The 19,619-nt window shown below is 43.7% G+C and carries 20 protein-coding genes; 6 read left to right on the forward strand and 14 right to left on the reverse strand.

Annotated elements, in window-relative coordinates; genetic code table 11:
• Positions 1-142: 142 nt before the first annotated feature.
• Positions 143-1,123 (forward strand): aldo/keto reductase, encoded by a 981-nt coding sequence (locus tag ACFQ3J_RS12310; protein WP_091154340.1) that lies wholly within the window; start codon positions 143-145, stop codon positions 1,121-1,123.
• A 120-nt stretch (positions 1,124-1,243) separates the two neighbouring features.
• Here the strand turns inward: ACFQ3J_RS12310 and ilvC are convergent, their stop codons facing one another.
• The 3 genes from ilvC to ilvB form a co-directional block, all read right to left on the reverse strand.
• A complete protein-coding gene (gene ilvC, locus ACFQ3J_RS12315) occupies positions 1,244-2,236 on the reverse strand; it encodes a ketol-acid reductoisomerase (protein ID WP_251581889.1) in 993 nt (330 codons plus the stop codon).
• 199 nt (positions 2,237-2,435) lie between these two features.
• Positions 2,436-2,918: an acetolactate synthase small subunit gene (ilvN, locus tag ACFQ3J_RS12320; protein WP_170862348.1), complete on the reverse strand. Its 483-nt coding sequence runs from the start codon at positions 2,916-2,918 to the stop codon at positions 2,436-2,438.
• Between the two features lie 3 nt (positions 2,919-2,921).
• Positions 2,922-4,667 (reverse strand): biosynthetic-type acetolactate synthase large subunit, encoded by a 1,746-nt coding sequence (ilvB, locus tag ACFQ3J_RS12325; RefSeq protein ID WP_091154334.1) that lies wholly within the window; start codon positions 4,665-4,667, stop codon positions 2,922-2,924.
• 585 nt (positions 4,668-5,252) lie between these two features.
• Here ilvB and ACFQ3J_RS12330 point away from each other — a divergent pair.
• The gene (locus ACFQ3J_RS12330) at positions 5,253-5,705 is read left to right on the forward strand and encodes a GNAT family N-acetyltransferase (protein ID WP_091154332.1); all 453 of its coding nucleotides are present in this window, start codon (positions 5,253-5,255) and stop codon (positions 5,703-5,705) included.
• A 48-nt stretch (positions 5,706-5,753) separates the two neighbouring features.
• Here ACFQ3J_RS12330 and ACFQ3J_RS12335 read toward each other — a convergent pair whose 3' ends face one another.
• From ACFQ3J_RS12335 to ACFQ3J_RS12375, 9 genes are all read right to left on the reverse strand, one after another.
• The gene (locus ACFQ3J_RS12335; protein WP_091154330.1) at positions 5,754-6,170 is read right to left on the reverse strand and encodes a hypothetical protein; all 417 of its coding nucleotides are present in this window, start codon (positions 6,168-6,170) and stop codon (positions 5,754-5,756) included.
• Between the two features lie 149 nt (positions 6,171-6,319).
• Entirely contained in the window at positions 6,320-7,294 is a 975-nt protein-coding gene (locus ACFQ3J_RS12340) for an ABC transporter permease (protein WP_091154328.1), read from the reverse strand.
• Between the two features lie 2 nt (positions 7,295-7,296).
• Positions 7,297-8,376, reverse strand: coding sequence for an ABC transporter permease (locus ACFQ3J_RS12345; RefSeq protein ID WP_251581890.1), 1,080 nt, complete (start codon positions 8,374-8,376; stop codon positions 7,297-7,299).
• Entirely contained in the window at positions 8,369-9,913 is a 1,545-nt protein-coding gene (locus tag ACFQ3J_RS12350) for an ABC transporter ATP-binding protein (protein ID WP_251581892.1), read from the reverse strand. Before ACFQ3J_RS12350 ends, ACFQ3J_RS12345 begins: the two co-directional genes overlap by 8 nt.
• Positions 9,914-10,053: 140 nt before the next feature.
• On the reverse strand, positions 10,054-11,088 hold the full coding sequence (locus tag ACFQ3J_RS12355) for a BMP family lipoprotein (protein WP_251581894.1): 1,035 nt from the start codon (positions 11,086-11,088) through the stop codon (positions 10,054-10,056).
• A 438-nt stretch (positions 11,089-11,526) separates the two neighbouring features.
• Positions 11,527-11,886, reverse strand: a complete 360-nt coding sequence (gene rplT, locus ACFQ3J_RS12360) for a 50S ribosomal protein L20 (RefSeq protein WP_076311718.1) — start codon at positions 11,884-11,886, stop codon at positions 11,527-11,529.
• Between the two features lie 41 nt (positions 11,887-11,927).
• Positions 11,928-12,128 carry a 50S ribosomal protein L35 gene (gene rpmI / locus ACFQ3J_RS12365; protein WP_091154319.1) on the reverse strand — a complete coding sequence of 67 codons (201 nt, stop codon included), beginning with the start codon at positions 12,126-12,128 and terminating at the stop codon, positions 11,928-11,930.
• Positions 12,129-12,158: 30 nt separating this feature from the next.
• Entirely contained in the window at positions 12,159-12,653 is a 495-nt protein-coding gene (infC, locus tag ACFQ3J_RS12370; protein ID WP_091154317.1) for a translation initiation factor IF-3, read from the reverse strand.
• A gap of 270 nt (positions 12,654-12,923) precedes the next feature.
• Complete coding sequence (locus ACFQ3J_RS12375; RefSeq protein ID WP_091154315.1) at positions 12,924-14,162, reverse strand: glycosyltransferase family 2 protein; 1,239 nt, start codon at positions 14,160-14,162, stop codon at positions 12,924-12,926.
• 615 nt (positions 14,163-14,777) lie between these two features.
• On the opposite strand from ACFQ3J_RS12375, the gene ACFQ3J_RS12380 reads away from it, so the two are divergent.
• On the forward strand, positions 14,778-15,305 hold the full coding sequence (locus ACFQ3J_RS12380) for a phosphatase PAP2 family protein (protein ID WP_091154313.1): 528 nt from the start codon (positions 14,778-14,780) through the stop codon (positions 15,303-15,305).
• A 53-nt stretch (positions 15,306-15,358) separates the two neighbouring features.
• Positions 15,359-16,492 (forward strand): MGDG synthase family glycosyltransferase, encoded by a 1,134-nt coding sequence (locus ACFQ3J_RS12385; protein WP_091154311.1) that lies wholly within the window; start codon positions 15,359-15,361, stop codon positions 16,490-16,492.
• Between the two features lie 143 nt (positions 16,493-16,635).
• Here the strand turns inward: ACFQ3J_RS12385 and trmB are convergent, their stop codons facing one another.
• Both trmB and ACFQ3J_RS12395 read right to left on the reverse strand, forming a co-directional pair.
• Entirely contained in the window at positions 16,636-17,364 is a 729-nt protein-coding gene (gene trmB, locus ACFQ3J_RS12390) for a tRNA (guanosine(46)-N7)-methyltransferase TrmB (protein ID WP_091154309.1), read from the reverse strand.
• Positions 17,365-17,545: 181 nt separating this feature from the next.
• Positions 17,546-17,743 (reverse strand): hypothetical protein, encoded by a 198-nt coding sequence (locus tag ACFQ3J_RS12395; protein WP_251581895.1) that lies wholly within the window; start codon positions 17,741-17,743, stop codon positions 17,546-17,548.
• 301 nt (positions 17,744-18,044) lie between these two features.
• Between ACFQ3J_RS12395 and ACFQ3J_RS12400 the strand changes: the two genes are divergently transcribed.
• Together ACFQ3J_RS12400 and ACFQ3J_RS12405 are read left to right on the forward strand one after the other, a co-directional pair.
• Complete coding sequence (locus ACFQ3J_RS12400; protein ID WP_251581896.1) at positions 18,045-18,998, forward strand: TIGR01212 family radical SAM protein; 954 nt, start codon at positions 18,045-18,047, stop codon at positions 18,996-18,998.
• 1 nt (position 18,999) lies between these two features.
• On the forward strand, positions 19,000-19,584 hold the full coding sequence (locus tag ACFQ3J_RS12405) for a tRNA (mnm(5)s(2)U34)-methyltransferase (RefSeq protein WP_091154302.1): 585 nt from the start codon (positions 19,000-19,002) through the stop codon (positions 19,582-19,584).
• Positions 19,585-19,619: the final 35 nt, after the last annotated feature.

Genomic DNA, 19,619 nt, shown 5'->3' on the forward strand with positions numbered 1-19,619 from the left:
TATAGGTAAAGGCTATAAGACGCTATTCCATTCTATCAATCGTTAAAAATTCACTGTAACACAGTTGAAAGAGACCAAAGAATCCGATTACAATAGACTTGTTATGATGGTTTAATTTCCCTAAATGAGAGGATGAGGGTGGATGCAGTATACGTATTTGGGAAGATCAGGGCTCAAGGTAAGCCGTCTGTGTCTGGGCACGATGAATTTTGGACCAGCAACGGATGAGAAGGAAGCGTTTCGTATTATGGATGCTGCTGTTGACGCAGGCCTCAATTTTTTTGACACAGCTAACATCTATGGATGGGGTGAAAATGCAGGGCTGACAGAAACGATTATCGGTAAATGGTTTAAGCAAGGCGGCGGACGCAGAGAAAAAGTCGTACTTGCCACCAAAGTATACGGCTCCATGCATGACAGAGCAGATGGACCTAATGATGAAGCAGGCTTGTCAGCATACAAAATCCGTCGACATCTCGAAGGCTCGCTTCAACGTCTTCAAACCGATCATATTGAGCTCTATCAAATGCACCATGTCGATCCTAATGTCTCTTGGGAAGAATTATGGGGAGCATTCGAAGTTGGAATTCATCAGGGGAAAATCGGCTATGTCGGTTCAAGCAATTTTGCAGGTTGGCAGATTGCAGTCGCTCAAATGGAAGCCAAAAATCGAAACTTCTTGGGTCTTGTGTCAGAACAGCATAAATTCAGCCTGAATTGCCGACTCCCTGAGCTCGAAGTACTTCCTGCAGCACAAAAACTTGGACTTGGCATCATTCCTTGGAGTCCGCTTGATGGCGGTTTGCTCGGACGAAATGCACTCAAGAAGATCGAAGGAACCCGCAGTGGAGGTATTGCTGAACGTGTGGAGCAGCATCGTACCCAATTGGAAGAGTTTAGCATACTGTGCCGCGAGCTTGGAGAACCGCAGGATAATGTGGCTTTGGCTTGGCTTCTCGCAAATCCCGCGGTTACCGCGCCAATCATTGGACCTCGCACACTCGAGCAATTCGAAAGCACACTGGATGCACTAGAGGTCAAGCTGGACGAGTCTGTTCTCAAACGACTGGATGAAATATTCCCAGGTCCAGGCGGTCAGGCACCGAACGCTTACGCGTGGTAATGAAATTGCAATTCATTTACAGCATTCAAATACAGCAGCAAAAAAGCGGCCTATGCTATAACAGCACGGCCGCTTTACTTGTTGTTGATACGACGATTCATAGAATAGACAACTATAATCTTATTTATGAGTCCAATGCATCATTTCACGCAATTGTGCGCCGACAACTTCGATTGGATGATTCGCTTCGTTACGACGAGTCGCTGTCAGGAATGCACGTCCGGATTGATTCTCCAGGATAAAGTCGCGAGCGAATTTACCTTGCTGGATATCGCTGAGGACTGCTTTCATTGCTGCTTTGGTGTCCTCAGTTACAACGCGTGGTCCAGTAACATAGTCACCGTATTCCGCTGTATTACTGATGGAATCACGCATGCTGGCAAGACCGCCTTCATACATCAAGTCAACGATCAATTTTAGCTCATGCAAGCATTCGAAGTAAGCCATTTCTGGAGCATAACCAGCTTCAGTCAAAGTTTCAAAACCTGCTTTTACAAGAGCACTTACACCTCCGCACAGCACAGCTTGTTCACCAAACAGATCTGTTTCTGTTTCTTCACGGAAAGAAGTTTCAATAACACCAGCACGTGTACAACCAATCCCTTTTGCATAAGCCAACCCAATTTCTTTTGCTTGACCTGTAGCATCTTGCTCAATAGCAATTAGACCAGGCACACCAAAGCCTTCAACATATGTACGGCGAACCATATGTCCAGGGGATTTAGGAGCAACCAGCATTACATCACTGTCTTTAGGAGCAACAATTTGTCCGAAATGAACATTGAAACCGTGGGAGAACATTAGAGTTGCTCCTTTTTTAAGGTTTGGTTCAATTTCATTTTTGTAAACGGAAGCTTGTGTTTCATCCGGCATCAAGATTTGCACAACATCTGCACGGCGAGTTGCTTCTGCAACCGACAATACTTCGAAGCCGTCATTTTTAGCTGTTTCAAATGATTTACCTTCGCGTAAACCGACAACTACGTTTAGACCACTGTCACGCAAGTTTTGTGCCTGAGCATGTCCTTGACTTCCATAACCGATAACGGCGATCGTTTTACCTTTCAATACGCTAAGATCTGCATCCTGTTCATAATAAGTTGTAACTGCCATTGTTAAAGCCCTCCTTTGTATTGTAAAGAAAACCCTGCATGAATGAGCGGGTGTTTCAAGGGACTATAGAACTGTCCGCAGTCTATGCCTGTGGTCCCCTCAAACCCCCGCCCATTCTTCAGGACTGCAAATTCCTGTCGCGGTAAATGACTAAAATGTGATGTTAAAACAGGCTGGCTAATGAATACGAATAGTATATTTATACGTTTCCTCGGATCATTGCCGTTACACCTGTTCTGGATAATTCCCTGATACCATAAGGTTTGATAAGCTCGATCATCGCGTCAATCTTATCTGTATCTCCTACGACCTGCACCATTAAGCTGGAGTTGCCAATATCTACAACCGAAGCACGGAAGGTTTCGACAAGACCCATAATTTCCGGACGAACCGAAGGCTCGGCTTTTATCTTGATCAGTGCAAGTTCACGCGCAACCATCGGATTGGAGCTCAAATTAACCACCTTGATCACATCAATTAATTTGTATAACTGCTTCTCAATCTGCTCAAGTAAATGTTCATCGCCGAGTGTCACGATAACCATTCGGGATAATCCAGCTTCCTCAGACTGACCGACCGTGATGCTTTCAATATTAAAGCCGCGGCGACCGAACAGACCTGATACCCGTTGAAGTACTCCTGGCTGATCATTTACCAGTACGGCAATCGTATGTCTATTCATGATTTATGCATCCCCCATCAGCATTTGATCAATGGTCGATCCCTGCATTACCATCGGATATACGTTTTCTTCCTTGTTAACTACAAACTCTACAAGAACCGGACCTTCCGTTTCGAGCGCTTCTGACCAAATCTTCTGCGCTTCTTCCTTATTAGTAGCACGAAGACCTTTGACACCGTAAGCCTCTGCCAGTTTGACAAAGTCAGGACTTCCAGCTAGATCAATGTGGCTATATCTGTTGTCATAGATCAGCTCTTGCCATTGTCTTACCATTCCGAGCACCTGATTGTTGATAACCACAATCTTAACCGGAATCTTGTTGATTGCACAGATCGCTAGCTCCTGAGAACACATCTGCATACCACCGTCTCCGTTAATAGAGATAACCAGGCGATCCGGATGTGCCATTTGAGCACCAATTGCCGAAGGGAATCCGAAGCCCATCGTACCAAGTCCCCCGGAAGTAACCCATGAACGCGGTTGATTAAACTTATAATACTGAGCTGCCCACATCTGATGCTGACCTACGTCAGTAGTTACAATTGCACTGCCTTCCGTCGTGTCATTCAACATCTCAATAACCCATTGTGGTTTGAGTACTTCATCTGAATCTTTATAGTTGTACAAACGGTCGCCTTTCCACTCCCGTATCTGGTTCCGCCACTCATCTGCTTGTTCTGCACGAGCTGCTTCATGATTGAGCAGTTCAAGGACCGTCTTAACATCTCCTACAATCGGGATGTCTGTAGGTACATTTTTGCCAATCTCCGCAGGATCAATATCAATATGCACAATCTTTGCTCGAGGGGCAAAACCGTCCAGCTTACCGGTTACCCGGTCATCAAATCTGGCACCAAAGTTAATCAACAAGTCTGCTTGCTGGATGGCTTGATTCGCTGTATACGTGCCGTGCATCCCTGGCATTCCCATCCACAGCTCATGACCGCTTGGGAATCCGCCAAGCCCAAGTAATGTTGTCGTTATTGGAATCTCTGTCTTCTTCACAAATTCGAACAATGCTTCATGTGCTCCAGCGTATACAATGCCGCCGCCGGCCAGAATTACTGGTCGCTCTGCTTGTTTAATCGCTTGATGCAGCTTATCAAGCTGAAGCTTGTTAGGCGTAACTGTTGGATTGTAACCTCGCATATTCACAGGTTCTGTCTGCGGAATAAACAGCGTTTTGTTAGCTGATACATCCTTAGGAATATCGATGAGTACCGGACCTTTGCGTCCTGTGTTCGCAATATGAAATGCCTCATGAATCACTCTCGGCAAATCCTCAACTGAACGAACCAGATAGCTGTGTTTCGTGATTGGCATCGTAATCCCTGTAATATCGGCTTCTTGGAATGCATCCGTACCGATCAAGCTCGAAACGACATTTCCGGTAATGACAACGAGTGGAACCGAGTCCATGTAGGCTGTTGCAATCCCTGTAACCAGGTTAGTTGCTCCCGGACCGGAGGTTGCGATACATACGCCTACTTTGCCGCTTGCCCGAGCATATCCGTCGGCTGCGTGAATTGCGCCTTGTTCATGGCGGGTAAGCAAATGCTTGAAATCTTCAAATCCGTACATTGCATCGTAGATGTATAGGACCGCGCCCCCCGGGTAGCCAAAGACGCATTCAACACCTTCTAATAGCAAGCTTCGAAGCAGAATTTCCGAGCCTGTAATGACTTCCGGTTTCATCCATTTCTCACGTAGTTGATCAGTTGATCGCATTTCAGGATTATGCGCATTCATGAAGATCTCCCCCTTCTTAAGGATTACATTAATCTGACATGTTAGACAACAAAAAAACCTTCCATCCCTGCGGACATAATATATGCCTCGCGAGGGACGAAAGGTTGTTACTTCCGTGGTACCACCCAGGTTTGTCAAATTCCTCACGGAACCTGACCTTAGCAAGTAATAAGAAATGTTGGTCAACAGACCTACCCATTCTTCATACCTGTCGTCTGTAACGTAGACTTACGATTTTCCCTATTAGGCGAGGACTTCGCTTGCTTTTCAGGAAAACAGCTCCGAGGTGAGCTCGTATTTAAGGGATTATGGTGGTACTTTCAGCCAAAACTGTCCACTCTCTGCACATAAGTGCCCTTAAAACTTCGTCCTCATCATTGCCGATAAACTATAGCGGTTAAATGTTAGGAACATTATAAGATTCATTTGTAGAAATAGTCAACACTTTATTTTTCAAAATATAGTCAATCCATGTACAAACCTTACTGTATCAGCTATTTTTGTACGAAAAACCGAACATGACCAAGCTCCTTAGGCATATAATGCCCCATCCATACCGTATGCCCCAACAAAGGAGGGTTATCCATGATTCGTAATCGCAGACCTAAGCAAGATGATGCAGCTATCATGGAATTAATTCATAGCCAGCTTGTGCCCATTTCACATATGAGCAAGCATGAGCTCAACTTGATCATTCAGGATATTCCAAGCCGATTGTCCCGAGGGATTACCTTGGTATCATCTGCTACTTATGAATCCAATATTGTTGGTTTTGTACATTTCATGATGCATGGTTCTTTACTATACATTGACATGATGGCAGTTTATCCCAAAGAGCAGCGCAAGCAGCATGGCAAAGAATTACTGAATAAAGCCGAACAATTTGCGGTTTCCCGTGGCTGCAAGAAGTCAAAAGTTATGGTGGATGAAGGAAACAAGAAGGGAATTAATTTTTATCAGAAGATGGGATATAAGTTGCTTCGATATGTTGATATCGGTCGTTGCTACGAGTTCGAGAAAGTATTAGAAGAATGCTAGAATATCGAAAACAATGAACACAATATATTATCATTACTATAGAAATATTTAATAGAAAAATTTATTTTTAAACCCAAATCCTCCATAGCCTTGCCCTGGTCCGTAACCTGGCCCCGGTCCATATCCTGGTCCAGGTCCATAACCAGGGAAGCCACCATATCCGCCACCTGGACCTTTGCCTCCGTATCCAGATCCGCCATGAAATCCTCCCGGACCATATCCGCCTCCGAAGCCCCCGCCAAATCCACCTGCGAATGGCAAAGTTCCAACTGCCAATAAATCAAATAGGACAAGCGGAAGAATCGCCCGTGTACCTGCATCTTTTTCTTCCGTCGGCTGAAGCATAATTTTATTTCCTGTTACGCTAACGAGCTTGCCCGTCACTTTTGTACCATCTTTGCGAACGGCTACGATATTCTGTCCGATCAGTCGCTTTGCGTCCTTAAGACTAACAGAATTATTCATCTTTTACCCTCCTTCTTCTCGTAGGATTCAGAATCATCATATTCGTAAATCGTCCTGAATGTATGTTTCAATGTCCTGCATGTACAAAAAAAAGGTGATGCTTGCATCTTAGAGCAAGCATCACCTGATATAGATGATTAAATATGAAGTTATCGTTTGCCTGGATCGTATGGCTGTCCCAGTGCAGCAGGTGCCGCTGAACGTCCGACCGCAGCTACGAGTACGATGACTGTAAGCAGATACGGCAGCATAAAAATAATTTCCTGGGGAATAGCCTGAGCCCATTCAAACATTTGAATATAGTTGCGGACTGCTTGGGACAACCCGAAGAAGAGAGCTGCACCGAAGGCCCCAATCGGATTCCATTTACCAAAGATCATGGCAGCAATCGCAATATATCCTTGCCCGGAAATTGTATTGTGTGCAAACACATTTGTTGTCGTGAGTGTAAGAACAGCTCCTCCAATTCCGGCAAGCGCACCACTGGCCATAACAGCAAGGTATCTGTATTTTGTTACGTTAATCCCCATCGTATCGGCAGCACTTGGATGCTCCCCTACGGAACGGAGACGCAGCCCGAATGGCGTCTTGTACAGGAACAAGAATGTGAATATAACAAAAAGTACAGCTAAGAAAGTCGATGGATAATGATGAATAAAAACATTACCGAAGAACGGAATTTCTGCCAGCTTCACATCGAATATTACTGGATTCCATTTTTTGAACCCATCAATAAGCGGAGTTTCCCCTGACCCATCAAACAGCAGCTTAACCATATACAATGTACTTCCTGCTGCCAAGAAGTTAATGACGATACCACTTATAATCTGGTCTGCCTTAAAAGTGATAGAGGCTACAGCATGGATCAGAGATACAACCAATCCCAATACAGCTGCTGTAATCAGACCAACCCAAGCCGCTTGTCCACCTGTCATCCCTGCTTCTTGAGCATAATGGGCGGATACACCCGCAGCAAAAGCACCGAAGATCATAAATCCTTCAATCCCCAGATTCGTTACACCGGAACGCTCCGAGAATATACCACCAAGTGCAGCAAATACAAGAGCTGTTGCAAAGACAAGTGTCGTATTAATCAGCTGTCCGGAGAGCGTTATGAAATCCATAATTACAACACCTTCTCTTTCTTGCGCTTCGCATAGAAGGGCTTAAGCACCCAGCGCACGATACCTTGTGCAGCAATGAAGAATATGATAGAGCCAATCACAATACGAATCAGTTCCGGTGGAACATCTGCTGCGAAGCTCATTCCGGCAGATCCGTATGTCAATCCTCCGAATAGGAAGGCTCCCAAGATTACACCAAATGGATGATTCATACCGATAAGAGCTACCGCAATACCGTCGAATCCCGTACCCGGAGAGCCTTGGAGAATCGTTTGATAGCCGAACACACCAAGAATTTGAAAGGCACCGCCAAGCCCTGCCAAAATACCACTAATAAACATGGCTTTGACTATGTTACGATTCACCTTCATACCCGCATACTCTGCTGCATGGTGGTTATGGCCTACAGCACGAAGCTCGAAGCCCTGCTTTGTTTTCCACATGAATACATAGAATACCACCGCTGCGAGAATCGCAATCAGCGTTCCCCAATGAACACGGGAATTACTCATTAGCTCGGACAACCAACCGATCGCAATGGAGGCAGATGGTTGAATCTCTTCAGAGCGATTCTCACCCGGCATAAGCATAAATTGTCTTACGACGAGATTTCCCAGATAAAGTGCAACCCAGTTCATCATAATGCTGGTAATGACTTCATTGACTCCTCGTGTTGCCTTGAGATAGCCCGCAATAGCTGCCCACAGACCGCCAGCCAAAGCCCCTACAATTAATGCAAGCGGCGCATGGATAATCAGTGGTAACCCTGTAAGCTTAATACCGACAAATGCGGATGCGGTCATACCTACGATAAACTGTCCTTCAGCACCGATATTAAAGAGTCCTGCACGGGAAGCAAAGGCAAACGCCAAGCCCGTCATAATGAGCGGGGTCATCTCACGCAATGTTTCCCCAATGTTATACGTGCTTCCAAATACTTTCTCGACTAATGCTCCGTAAGCCGTTATAGGATTATAACCGCCAATAAGCATAACGACTGCACCCAATAGAAGACCCATAATAATAGCAACGAGTGGATATATAATTGAATCCTTAGTGAACCATTTTAATACGCTACTCACTAGATGCACCTCTCTTCACGGTGCTACCTGCCATCATTAGACCCAGCTCTTGATCATTGGTCTCTTCTGGAAGCACTTCACCTACAATATGTCCCTCGTAAATAACCGCAATCCGATCCGAGACATTCATAATTTCATCGAGTTCAAAAGAAATCAACAGCACTGCCTTACCTTGGTCACGCTGAGCAATCAATTGCTTCTGAACGAACTCAATAGCCCCTACATCAAGACCACGTGTAGGTTGGGCAGCAATAAGCAAATCCGGATTCTTGTTCACTTCTCTGGCGATGATCGCCTTCTGTTGGTTACCTCCGGATAATGCGCGTGATAAGGTATCAATGCTTGGTGTTCTTACATCAAAGGCCTGAACCAGCTTCTTCGTGTGCTCCTGTATCGCTTTGAAATTCAGGAACCCTTTCTTTGAATATGGCTCCTTGTAGTAGGATTCCAGCACCATGTTCTCGCTGACAGAGAAGTCCAGCACAAGACCATGCTTATGACGGTCCTCGGGAATATGTCCGATACCTGCTTCCGATACTTTACGGGGCGGCTCATTCGTAATTTCTTTGTTATTCAGCATAATTTTGCCTGAATTCACTTTACGCAAGCCAGTAATCGCTTCAATCAGCTCACTTTGTCCGTTACCGTCAACTCCGGCTATTCCGACAATCTCTCCTGCTCGAACCTGCAGATTCAGCTTGTCCAGTACGGCCATACCTTCTTTATTTTTTGCGGTTAATTCATGGATATCGAGCACCGTTTCCTTAGGAACAGCGGGCTTTTTATCTACCTTGAAAGTAACGTTACGGCCAACCATCTTCTCTGCCAGCTCGTTAGGAGTCGTCTCTGACGTTTTTACCGTATCAATTACTTTTCCTCGGCGGATGATCGTAACTGTATCTGATACTTCCATGATTTCTTTCAGTTTATGAGTAATAAGAATGATGGATTTTCCTTCTGCGACCAGCTTCTTCATGATCACCATCAATTCCGAAATTTCTTGAGGGGTCAATACCGCTGTCGGTTCATCAAAAATCAAAATTTCCGCGCCTCTGTAAAGGGTTTTCAAAATTTCGACACGCTGCTGCATTCCTACAGAGATCTCTTCAATTTTTGCATTAGGGTCGACCTTAAGTCCATATAGCTCAGACAACCGTTTAACTTCTGCCACTGCCTTTTTATAGTTAATATTGAGGCCCAGCAATTTCTTAGGCTCGGAACCCAATATAATATTCTCTGCTACTGTAAATGGCTGCACCAATTTAAAATGCTGATGCACCATTCCAATACCTAGCTCGATGGCTTTATTAGGACTATCAATAATTACAGGCTGTCCTCCAACTTCAATTCCACCTTCATCAGGCTGATATAGACCAAATACAATATTCATCAGCGTCGATTTTCCGGCGCCGTTCTCGCCTAGCAGTGCATGAATCTCTCCCTTATGCAGCTGCAAGCTTATAGAGTCATTAGCGACAATGCCCGGGAAGCGTTTAGTAATTTGCTTCAACTCAACGACAGGAGTTGCTGCACCCATGAGATCACCCTTATAAATTTGATTTGATGGTATTAACCCTAGACGTAAGAACAAGGCTAGTTATATAAACCAGCCTTGTTTTACATCCGTTACATGTAAAATTCAATATTATTCTCACACGAATCAATCAATCGCCGTAATTACTCTGCAGGAATTGTGATTTCACCGCTAATAATTTTTTCTTTGTATTCCTCGACCAGCTCAAGTACGTCTGCCGGTACGTTTGCTGTAGAAGTCTCAGCTACGCCAACACCGTTAGCAGCCAGATCCAGCACTTCTAATCCTGGTTCAAAAGTTCCGTTGACAACATCAAGGGATACTTTCTTAACTGCTTCGTCTACTTTCTTGATCATAGAAGTCAGGGTAATCTCATCACCAAACTCTAGTGATTGGTCTTTGTCTACACCGATAACCCACACATCTTGTCCAGAATCTTTGCGTGACTTCGCTTCGTTAAATACGCCTGTTCCCGTTGCACCTGATGCATGGAAGATAATATCCACACCTTCATTGTACATTGTAGCAGCAGCTGTTTTACCCAGGTCAGGCTTGTCAAATGCGCCAGTGTAGTTAGGGATAAACTCAGCATCTGGATTTACAGCCTTCACGCCTTCTCTAAATCCAATTTCGAACTTCTTGATCAGCGGGCTATCCATTCCGCCGACAAATCCAACTTTATTTGTTTTTGTCATTTTACCTGCAATGACACCGACAAGGAAGGAGCCTTGATCTTCAGCGAACATTACAGACTTGACGTTTGGAGCATCCACTTCACTGTCGATAATCGCAAGCTTAGCTTCAGGGTTCTGTTCAGCAACTGTCTTGATTGCTTCAGCCAGCTGGAATCCAATTCCCCAAGTCAAAGAGTACTCGTCCTTGACGAATGTATTCAAGTTTGTGTTGTAGTCCGCATCGGATTTACTTTGAAGATATTTAACTTCTGCACCTGTTTCTGCATTAACTGCTTCAAGCGCTTCCCAAGCAGATTGGTTAAAGGATTTATCGTTTACACCACCGACGTCAGTAACCATTCCGATTTTTGCAGAAGATTCAGCTGCGCTGCCTCCTCCTTCACCGCTGCCTTGCGAGCTGCTGTCGTTGTCATTGCCGCAACCAGCGAGTGCAACGGAAGCTGCTAGAATCATGCTTAAAGACAAACTTAGTACTTTCTTCATCTTGGAATTGTTCCCCCTTAATATATTCCCTAATTGATATCATACTTTAATCTTCAGATTTACGGATTATAAGCTGGTCCGGGCAATCATTATTTATAAGTACAATTCAATAGGACTGTCCTACTAGAGGTGATTATACAATCAACCCATGTTAAAATCCAGCAGTTTCATGACTTATTTATGAGTTTTTTTAAGAATGTTCATAATTGTAAGCGCTTTATAAGTTATAATTAACACAATTAGGGTTAGTATGTGTAATATAATCTGCCTTAAACGTGACATTTATAGAGTATTTAAAACTTTTCATTTGTATTATTTGTAATATGTAACTCTAATTCGACTATCCTTAATTAAGCCTAGAGACCCACCAAGACATGCACTTTTACTTAGTCCCCATAAAAAAGCCGCCTATGCGGCGGCTCTTATCACTTGAAGAAATTAAGCATTAATTTTTTCCTTAGCTACAACTGCCAAAGAGTTGAATGCATTAATATCGTTTACTGCAAGATCAGCAAGCATTTTACGGTTCATGTCAACTCCAGCGAGTTTCAATCCGTGCATGAATTTGTTGTAAGACAATCCGTTCATGCGAGCTGCTGCGTTAATACGAACGATCCACAATTTGCGGAAGTTACGTTTTGTCTGACGACGATCACGGTATGCATATACCATGGATTTCATAACTTGTTCGTTAGCTGTTTTAAAAATACGGTGTTTAGAACCGAAATAACCTTTAGCAAGTTTCAATACTTTTTTATGACGACGACGAACAACGAATCCGCCTTTTACTCTTGCCATATCAAAGACCTCCCAGAAAATATATGTTAGTAATCAGTGGACTATTTCAGGTTAGCCAAACCTTGTTTCAGACGCTTAACGTCACCAGGTGCCATAACCGGGCTGCCTGCAAGAACGCGCTTCGCGCGCTTCGATTTGTGGGAAAGCAAGTGGTTTCTGTATGCTTTGTAACGTTTCACTTTACCAGTACCAGTAACTTTGAAACGACCCTTCAGGCTGCTGTGAGTTTTCATTTTAGGCATTGTGTATTTCCTCCTCCAAGTTTATCTGGCTCAGGCTTTAGGAGCCAAAATCATAATCATGCTCCGGCCCTCAAGTTTAGGTTGACGTTCGATAGTGCTGAGTTCAGCAACTTCCACTTTCACGCGTTCCAAAATCTTTTGACCGATATCCGCATGGGCGATCTCGCGTCCGCGGAAGCGGACGGAACACTTCACTTTGTCGCCTTCCTTCAGGAACTTGACGACATTGCGAAGTTTTGTTTGGTAATCATGTTCCTCGATGTTGGAACGGAACCAAACTTCCTTGATGTCCACAATCTTTTGATTCTTACGTGCTTCTTTTTCTTTCTTCTGCTGTTCGTAACGGAACTTACCGTAATCCATGATACGGCACACTGGCGGTTTAGCCTGCGGCGCCACATTAACCAGGTCCAGATTAAGATCTGCAGCCATCTGCAATGCTTCGCGAATAGGCTTAATGCCGATCTGCTCTCCTTCAGCTCCGACCAAACGAACTTCCTTCACCCGAATTTCATCATTAATCATGTGTTCTTTACTAATAACTGTCCACCTCCAGATCGTTATCGATAATCCCTATACAGATAAAAAATAAAGGGATGCCGGCAATCTACCGACATCCCTGAACAATCAACAATTCTTCATGAAATTCATTCATAAATCATTGGATCGTTACCAGTCAGCTTAATGCCGATCAGGTGAGAAGTCGGACCTTCTACTTTTGAATCCATATTCCAAAACAATCACCTAAATAATAATACATGTTCACAATAGCTTTGTCAACACTTAATTAAATATTTATCCTTGCTTGCTTTGAACCTCTTCCAATCGAACGACACGGGTATGCTTCGTGTGGCTCCATTGCTTGTTGTTTTGCGTGAAGAAGGCATACAGCGTAATCGGATACCACGATAACAAATAGATCGGGAACAAGATAAGTGAAATGTACACTTTCTTGAAGCGCACCTTCTCCAGAGCCAGAGACAACAGAAACGTAACTACGTTCGCCGCAATAGCAAGGAATCCAACCCATATCGGCAGATAACCATAAATATTAGTAATGTTCGGTCCATTGAACAAGATAATATCCACGAAGCTGATTGCTGTCATGATAAAGGTCAGCAGAACTACATACACGTTAGCACTGTATACCGCGAGGTCAAATTTGACCAAGCTGCCTTGCTTGATACTTTTCCAGATCAATGGGAAGAAGTATCTTCTGGCTACCGTAAAGTGCCCCTGCATCCAGCGAAGACGTTGTCTTGCCGAAGCTTTAAATGATAAAGGCTTCTCATCGAATACCTTAGCATCATAGTTGAATACAGGATATACATCACGATCTACAGCACGCATTGTAAACTCCAGATCCTCAACTAGAGACGTGGCTCCCCAGCCCATATCTCTAAGCAGCTTGCTCTCAAAACACATCCCTGTACCGCCAAGGAAATTCGCCATATTGAGATTATGACGGGACAGCTGCCACAAACGGTTAATATACCAATAGGAAATTCCGTAAGCTGCTGTGATCCAGGAATCTTCAGGATTCTTAGTATCGATATAGCCTTGAATAACCCTAGCTCCTCTGTTCAGGTCATTGTTCATTTCCTGAAGGAAGTTCTTCGCAGCCAAATTGTCGGCATCAAACATGACCACCGCATCATACTGCTTAGGCATGCTCCAGAGCTCTTTAAGCATCCATTCAATAGCATAACCTTTACCGCGCTGATCGGCATTCGTTCTGATACATGCATTCATACCGTGTGCCCGAACGATCTCGGCCGTATTATCTGTACAATTATCACAAATAACGAACACGTCGTACAGTTCTTTGGGATAATCCAGTTTCTTCAAATTTTCCAGCAATGCTCCAATGACTTCTGCCTCATTGTGAGCAGCAACCAATACAGCAAAAGACTTGTTCGGCGGAAACTGTTGTTTCTTTTTCTTTTTAATCAAGCCGAACAGAGAAAAACCAAACTGATACACAGCTAGGAACGCCAAGATCACTTGAAACGTTACAAATATCGCATTAAACATTTGTTCTCTGCTACCCCCTCTTTAAATGTGAGCATCTCTTTTTTTAACACACATCTTTTTTTAATTTCATGACCCTTTTTTGTTTCGTTTTTTATCTTTGCCACTTATTCTTTACTGCCTACTCGATTTTGTATGCTTTCTTTGATTTTGTCAAAATCGCCATAAGTCATCTTCGAGCGAAGAAAACGTTCTTTTGGACTGAAACCTGACAGAAACTACGGTAGGTCTTTCTTTCACAGCGGTTTGTTCTTATTTTCATCCATTTTCACGTTTTTTATTTGGATGCTCTCTTTATTTCTTCTGTTTTTATGAAGCACACATTGAAATTCCATAAAGAGGACAATCTTCTAAATCTTAAACGGATCAAAGAACAAAAAAGTTTGAGTTTTTATAACTCAATTTTTTTTAAACCATCTCAAGCAGCTTGAATCATTTTATATTTTTTTGAACCTCAAAGTCAAAACTCCCGTTTTTTTGTATAATACACATGGGTTATTCTTGATAAGGACATGATTAAAAAATATGATAAACTTAGGTTTACACGGGGCATGTCGGTAAATCACCAACAACCTGCTGACTCCTATGTGGACAGTACATCAAGCAGGGGGACTTATAATGGACCGTCTTTTCGTACGACTTCAGGCGATGGAGCAAAAAATTTTCATATGGATTAACGGACGCCTTCATAATCGATTTCTCAATTTCTGGCTTTATTATCTAACTCATCTCGGTGGAGCCACCTTTACGATCACTGCTTCTCTATTGGTTGGCTTTATCGCACCGGAACCCTTGGGACAAGCCGGTTACATGGCCTTCACCGCACTGGCTATAAGTCATATTCCAGTTGCAGCAGCGAAGAAGCTGTATCCGAGAATCAGACCCTATTTAGCCATACCAGAAACCAATACGTTCCGCAATCCGTTATCCGATCATTCATTTCCATCAGGTCATACTACCGCAATTTTTTCAGTAACGATGCCTTTTATGTTTACGTTTCCTGAAGTGACCATATTGTTGCTTCCTGTCGCTTGCATCGTCGGTTTTTCCCGAATTTACTTGGGGCTCCATTATCCTTCTGATGTCCTAGCCGGGGCACTTATTGGTACTTCAGTCGCATTCGGCACGGTTGCATTGTGGCCCTAACCTAGAGTATCTTTGAATGACAGAAATCAGAGCAAGGAACAGGTGAACAGAGAGTGAGCAAAAAAAGAGTGTTGTTATTATCTGAAGGATTCGGAGCTGGACATACTCAAGCCGCATACGCACTCTCGAGCAGTTTAAGGAAACTCTCATCTGATGTGCAGACGAAAGTGCTTGAACTTGGGAGTTTTCTTAATCCCCATGTTGCTCCACTGATCATAAATGCATACAAAAAAACCGTAACCAATCAACCCAGACTAGTAGCACTAATGTATAAGAGTCAGTACAAGAAACCGATCAACCGCTTCACGACTCTTGCTCTGCACAGGCTGTTCTATACACATACTCGAAGCATCATAAGACAGTTAAAACCGGATATCATCGTTTGTACTCATCCCATTCCGAGTGCGGTCATTGCCAGATTGAAGAGACTGGGATTACAGGTTCCATTATGTACGGTCATTACAGATTATGATGTTCACGGAACCTGGATCAGTCCCGAGGTGAATCGTTATTTGGTCTCAACTTCTGATGTGTTGGATAAGCTAACCCAGCGGGGTGTTGCCATCGAGAAGATTCAAGTAACTGGGATTCCGGTTCACCCTAATTTCTGGGAACATCCTAGCCATGATGAGATTAGAATGAAGTTCAATCTGAAACCCATGCCAACCGTCCTCGTTATGGGCGGGGGCTGGGGGCTGATGACGGATGAAATTGTCAACGAATACTTAGCCAAGTGGCATAAAGATATTCAATTTATTTATGTTCTGGGAAACAATGAAAAATCCCGAATTGCCATGGAACGCAACCCCATTTATCAGCAGCCAAATATTCACGTGATGGGCTTCACACGAGAGGTTGACAAACTAATGGAAGTATCGGACCTTCTTGTGACCAAACCGGGAGGTATGACCTGCTCAGAGGGTCTGGCCAAAGGTATCCCGATGCTGTTTCATAATCCCCTTCCAGGCCAAGAACAAGAAAATTGTCAATATTTCACGGGTCTAGGACTTGGAGAACCCATAAGTTCGCTTAACGTGGTTGAAAAATGGATGAACAAGCTTCTGAATAATTATGCTGATATCGTTCAAAAGCGAAGAAAACATATCCGAGAGATCGAAAAGTTCCATCCCATGCAGAGTGCTAGAAGCATTATTGAACTGGTTGAATCAGAAAGGGTGCCTACATGAGGCACCCTTTTTTATATTTATGAGGACAAGCCGGAAATCATACCGTCAGGCTTTCATTTTCCAGTCCGTATACCTCAGCTGATACAAAAAACACCTTCTCTTAATTGAAGAAAAGGTGTTAAGGAGTGGTTCAACTTCATAATTTATGAAGTGGATTCCTGATAACGATATTTTTTAAGACGAATCTCATTATATTTCTTAAGAGCATCCTCACCAATCAAGACCTCGACACGGTGAATATTCATGCCTTTACCCATGAACTTCTGCTCATACTCCGTCATTACATGCTCCTCATTTAGACCATCCCGATGCAAGTTCAAAGAGATGTTCGTCATTTGCAGACCATAATCCGCAAACGAATTGATCGAGAACTCGAACAAGGTCTCTGAGTCTGTTTTGAAATGGATTTGACCCCGGCTGTTCAGTACTTCCTTATACTTGTCCAAGAAGCGAGGATGCGTCAGACGTCTCCGAGCATGCTTGGATTTTGGCCATGGGTCGCTGAAGTTAAGATAGATTCTCTCCACTTCCCCCTGCTCAAACACATCCAGGATGTTCTCAATGTTGGCAAGAGCCAGCTTCAAATTAGGCGGCGTCTCAAGCTCTTCCTCTGCCCAAGCTATTCTTGCCTTATCGCTGGCACGACGAACGAGCTCATCATACATATCAATACCGATATAATTTACATCTTGATTGCGGTAACTCATCTGGCTGATGAACTGACCTTTTCCCATGCCGAACTCTACATGAATCGGCTTCCCGTTACCAAACAAGTCAGCCCATTTGCCTTTATATTCTTCTGGATTTAATATAACCAGATCCGTTTGACTTTCCAGATTTTCGCGAATCCCTTTTCTGCCGCGTAAACGCATGTCTCTCCTCCGATTTTTCAGTAAAATGTTCCGGCATTAATTGTGCCTAATTATCGTTCAAATGTAAAGTCTTTAAATACGATCGAAATGAGGACCAATTCAAAAGAAAAAGGAATCGTTCGCTGCACTTAGAGTGTACAGCACGATCCCTTCTTCAAATATATTTGGAATTGGGGTCCAACTACTTTAACAGTTCATAGTCTACCTTATCTTGGGTGGAAAAATCAAATGTCTTTTCAAAAGCCTTTCTTATTTTTTTCTTAGCAATAGCTTCTAACTGAGGATTTCCATTAAATTTAACGCCAGTTAGTGCCAATGCTTCATCTGCAGTAAGCTCAACAGAGATTTTATGCCCACCTGATTTTAGACTTGAATTCATGTTAATCACCTCACGAATAGTATGGCCGAGACGAAAAAAATGTATGAATTCTGCGAAAAAATAGTGTGTTTTTCAAGGTCTGACCTCAGCTAAAATATAACATAACTGTGTAATGTTTTGCAAGAGGTAAGCGCTATCTTTTTATGCCCTTTTTATTGAAGTATTTCTGGTTTCTCTAAAGGAGAATTCCCATTTATCGGCGCTTTTTGTTACAATAGAAAATGTGAAAAAAGGGATTTAAATATCCCTTTCTTTTCATTCACCTTTATTTAGTTTAATGAATCAACAAAGGAGTTTCCTTATGAATATGCCTGTTTCAACTCCTCCGCTGCTATGGGGAGAGAAGCGATTTCACACTTGGAATCATGAGATGCATAAGCAGTTTGATAATAAAGTATTTAAAGTCATGCTGGATGCTGGATTTACCTGTCCCAATCGGGACGGCTCCATTGCCAAAGGCGGTTGTACCTTCTGCAGCGCGCGCGGTTCAGGTGACTTTGCCGGTGCGAGACGCGATGATTTAATTACCCAATTCAATACGATTAGAGACCGTCAGCATCAAAAATGGCCAAACGCCCAGTATATCGGATATTTCCAAGCTTATACCAATACTTATGCGCCGGTTGAGCTGCTTCGCGAATATTATGAAGTGATTCTCCAGCAGCCCGGAGTCGTTGGGTTATCCATTGCGACACGACCGGATTGTCTGCCGGACGATGTTGTGGACTATCTGGCTGAGCTTAATGAGCGCACTTATTTGTGGGTTGAGATGGGACTTCAAACCATTCATGAATCCACATCTCGGCTCATTAACCGTGCTCATGATACGAAGTGTTATGAGGATGCGGTGGAGAAGCTGAGAAAACGAAACATTCGGGTATGCACCCATATCATTCACGGACTCCCTCAAGAGACACATGAAATGATGCTTGAGACGACACGCGCTGTGTCCCATATGGACGTTCAGGGCATCAAGATCCATCTGCTTCATCTCATGAAGAAGACACCTATGGTTAAGCAGTACGAGGCGGGTCTGCTTCGGTTCCTGGGACAGGATGAGTACATTAAGCTGATCGTGGATTCCCTAGAGATTTTACCGCCGGAAATGATTGTACACCGGTTAACCGGTGATGCCCCTAGAAATCTGCTGATTGGACCCCAGTGGTCGATGAAGAAATGGGAAGTATTAAACGGAATCGATGCCGAGCTCCGCGCACGTGATACATGGCAGGGTAAATATTGGAGGAAAGCTTAATATGGGTTTTATTTCGGTACTAAGCTGTGCCCATCAGTGGATCGCTGCAAGACTGCGTTCCGGGGATTATGCAATAGATGCAACATTAGGGACAGGATCAGATACGCTGTTCCTGGCTCAGACAGTGGGCGCAAAAGGCCATGTCTATGGATTCGATATTCAAGATGAGGCAATCCGCTTGTCTTCTAGCAAGCTGAACAGTGCAGCGAACAAGGATAAACTCGCTGCCGTCTCCCTCTTCTGTCGCAGCCATGCCGATATGAAAGAGATGATCCCGACAGATAAGCATGGTCAGATTGGTGCCGTGATGTTCAATTTGGGCTATCTTCCTGTAGAACATGCCGATCATAGCGTAATAACTGAAACATCAAGCACAATCACGGCTTTGACAGCTGCTCTGGAACTTCTCAGACCCAAAGGTATACTCACAGTAGTTCTTTACCCAGGACACAAAGGTGGAGATGAAGAAGCGTCCAGTGTCTCTAAGTGGGCTGCTCAATTGCCTACAGACGTTGGACAGGCGGTCATTTATAGACAGCTGCAGCGAGAAACATCTCCTTATCTTATTGCCATTGAGAAAAAGTAATCTCAAGGTTGCCGGGTAAAATCACTATAAACTTC

This window comes from Paenibacillus provencensis (genome assembly GCF_042678545.1).
GTDB lineage: Bacteria > Bacillota > Bacilli > Paenibacillales > Paenibacillaceae > Paenibacillus > Paenibacillus provencensis.

What these genes read in the sequence shown, in the direction of transcription:
- ACFQ3J_RS12310 (WP_091154340.1), top strand. Translation starts at nt 143, where the DNA reads ATGCAGTATACGTATTTGGGAAGATCAGGGCTCAAGGTAAGCCGTCTG.
- ilvC (WP_251581889.1), bottom strand. Translation starts at nt 2,236, where the DNA reads ATGGCAGTTACAACTTATTATGAACAGGATGCAGATCTTAGCGTATTG.
- ilvN (WP_170862348.1), bottom strand. Translation starts at nt 2,918, where the DNA reads ATGAATAGACATACGATTGCCGTACTGGTAAATGATCAGCCAGGAGTA.
- ilvB (WP_091154334.1), bottom strand. Translation starts at nt 4,667, where the DNA reads ATGAATGCGCATAATCCTGAAATGCGATCAACTGATCAACTACGTGAG.
- ACFQ3J_RS12330 (WP_091154332.1), top strand. Translation starts at nt 5,253, where the DNA reads ATGATTCGTAATCGCAGACCTAAGCAAGATGATGCAGCTATCATGGAA.
- ACFQ3J_RS12335 (WP_091154330.1), bottom strand. Translation starts at nt 6,170, where the DNA reads ATGAATAATTCTGTTAGTCTTAAGGACGCAAAGCGACTGATCGGACAG.
- ACFQ3J_RS12340 (WP_091154328.1), bottom strand. Translation starts at nt 7,294, where the DNA reads ATGGATTTCATAACGCTCTCCGGACAGCTGATTAATACGACACTTGTC.
- ACFQ3J_RS12350 (WP_251581892.1), bottom strand. Translation starts at nt 9,913, where the DNA reads ATGGGTGCAGCAACTCCTGTCGTTGAGTTGAAGCAAATTACTAAACGC.
- ACFQ3J_RS12355 (WP_251581894.1), bottom strand. Translation starts at nt 11,088, where the DNA reads ATGAAGAAAGTACTAAGTTTGTCTTTAAGCATGATTCTAGCAGCTTCC.
- rplT (WP_076311718.1), bottom strand. Translation starts at nt 11,886, where the DNA reads ATGGCAAGAGTAAAAGGCGGATTCGTTGTTCGTCGTCGTCATAAAAAA.
- rpmI (WP_091154319.1), bottom strand. Translation starts at nt 12,128, where the DNA reads ATGCCTAAAATGAAAACTCACAGCAGCCTGAAGGGTCGTTTCAAAGTT.
- infC (WP_091154317.1), bottom strand. Translation starts at nt 12,653, where the DNA reads ATGATTAATGATGAAATTCGGGTGAAGGAAGTTCGTTTGGTCGGAGCT.
- ACFQ3J_RS12375 (WP_091154315.1), bottom strand. Translation starts at nt 14,162, where the DNA reads ATGTTTAATGCGATATTTGTAACGTTTCAAGTGATCTTGGCGTTCCTA.
- ACFQ3J_RS12380 (WP_091154313.1), top strand. Translation starts at nt 14,778, where the DNA reads ATGGACCGTCTTTTCGTACGACTTCAGGCGATGGAGCAAAAAATTTTC.
- trmB (WP_091154309.1), bottom strand. Translation starts at nt 17,364, where the DNA reads ATGCGTTTACGCGGCAGAAAAGGGATTCGCGAAAATCTGGAAAGTCAA.
- ACFQ3J_RS12395 (WP_251581895.1), bottom strand. Translation starts at nt 17,743, where the DNA reads ATGAATTCAAGTCTAAAATCAGGTGGGCATAAAATCTCTGTTGAGCTT.
- ACFQ3J_RS12400 (WP_251581896.1), top strand. Translation starts at nt 18,045, where the DNA reads ATGAATATGCCTGTTTCAACTCCTCCGCTGCTATGGGGAGAGAAGCGA.
- ACFQ3J_RS12405 (WP_091154302.1), top strand. Translation starts at nt 19,000, where the DNA reads ATGGGTTTTATTTCGGTACTAAGCTGTGCCCATCAGTGGATCGCTGCA.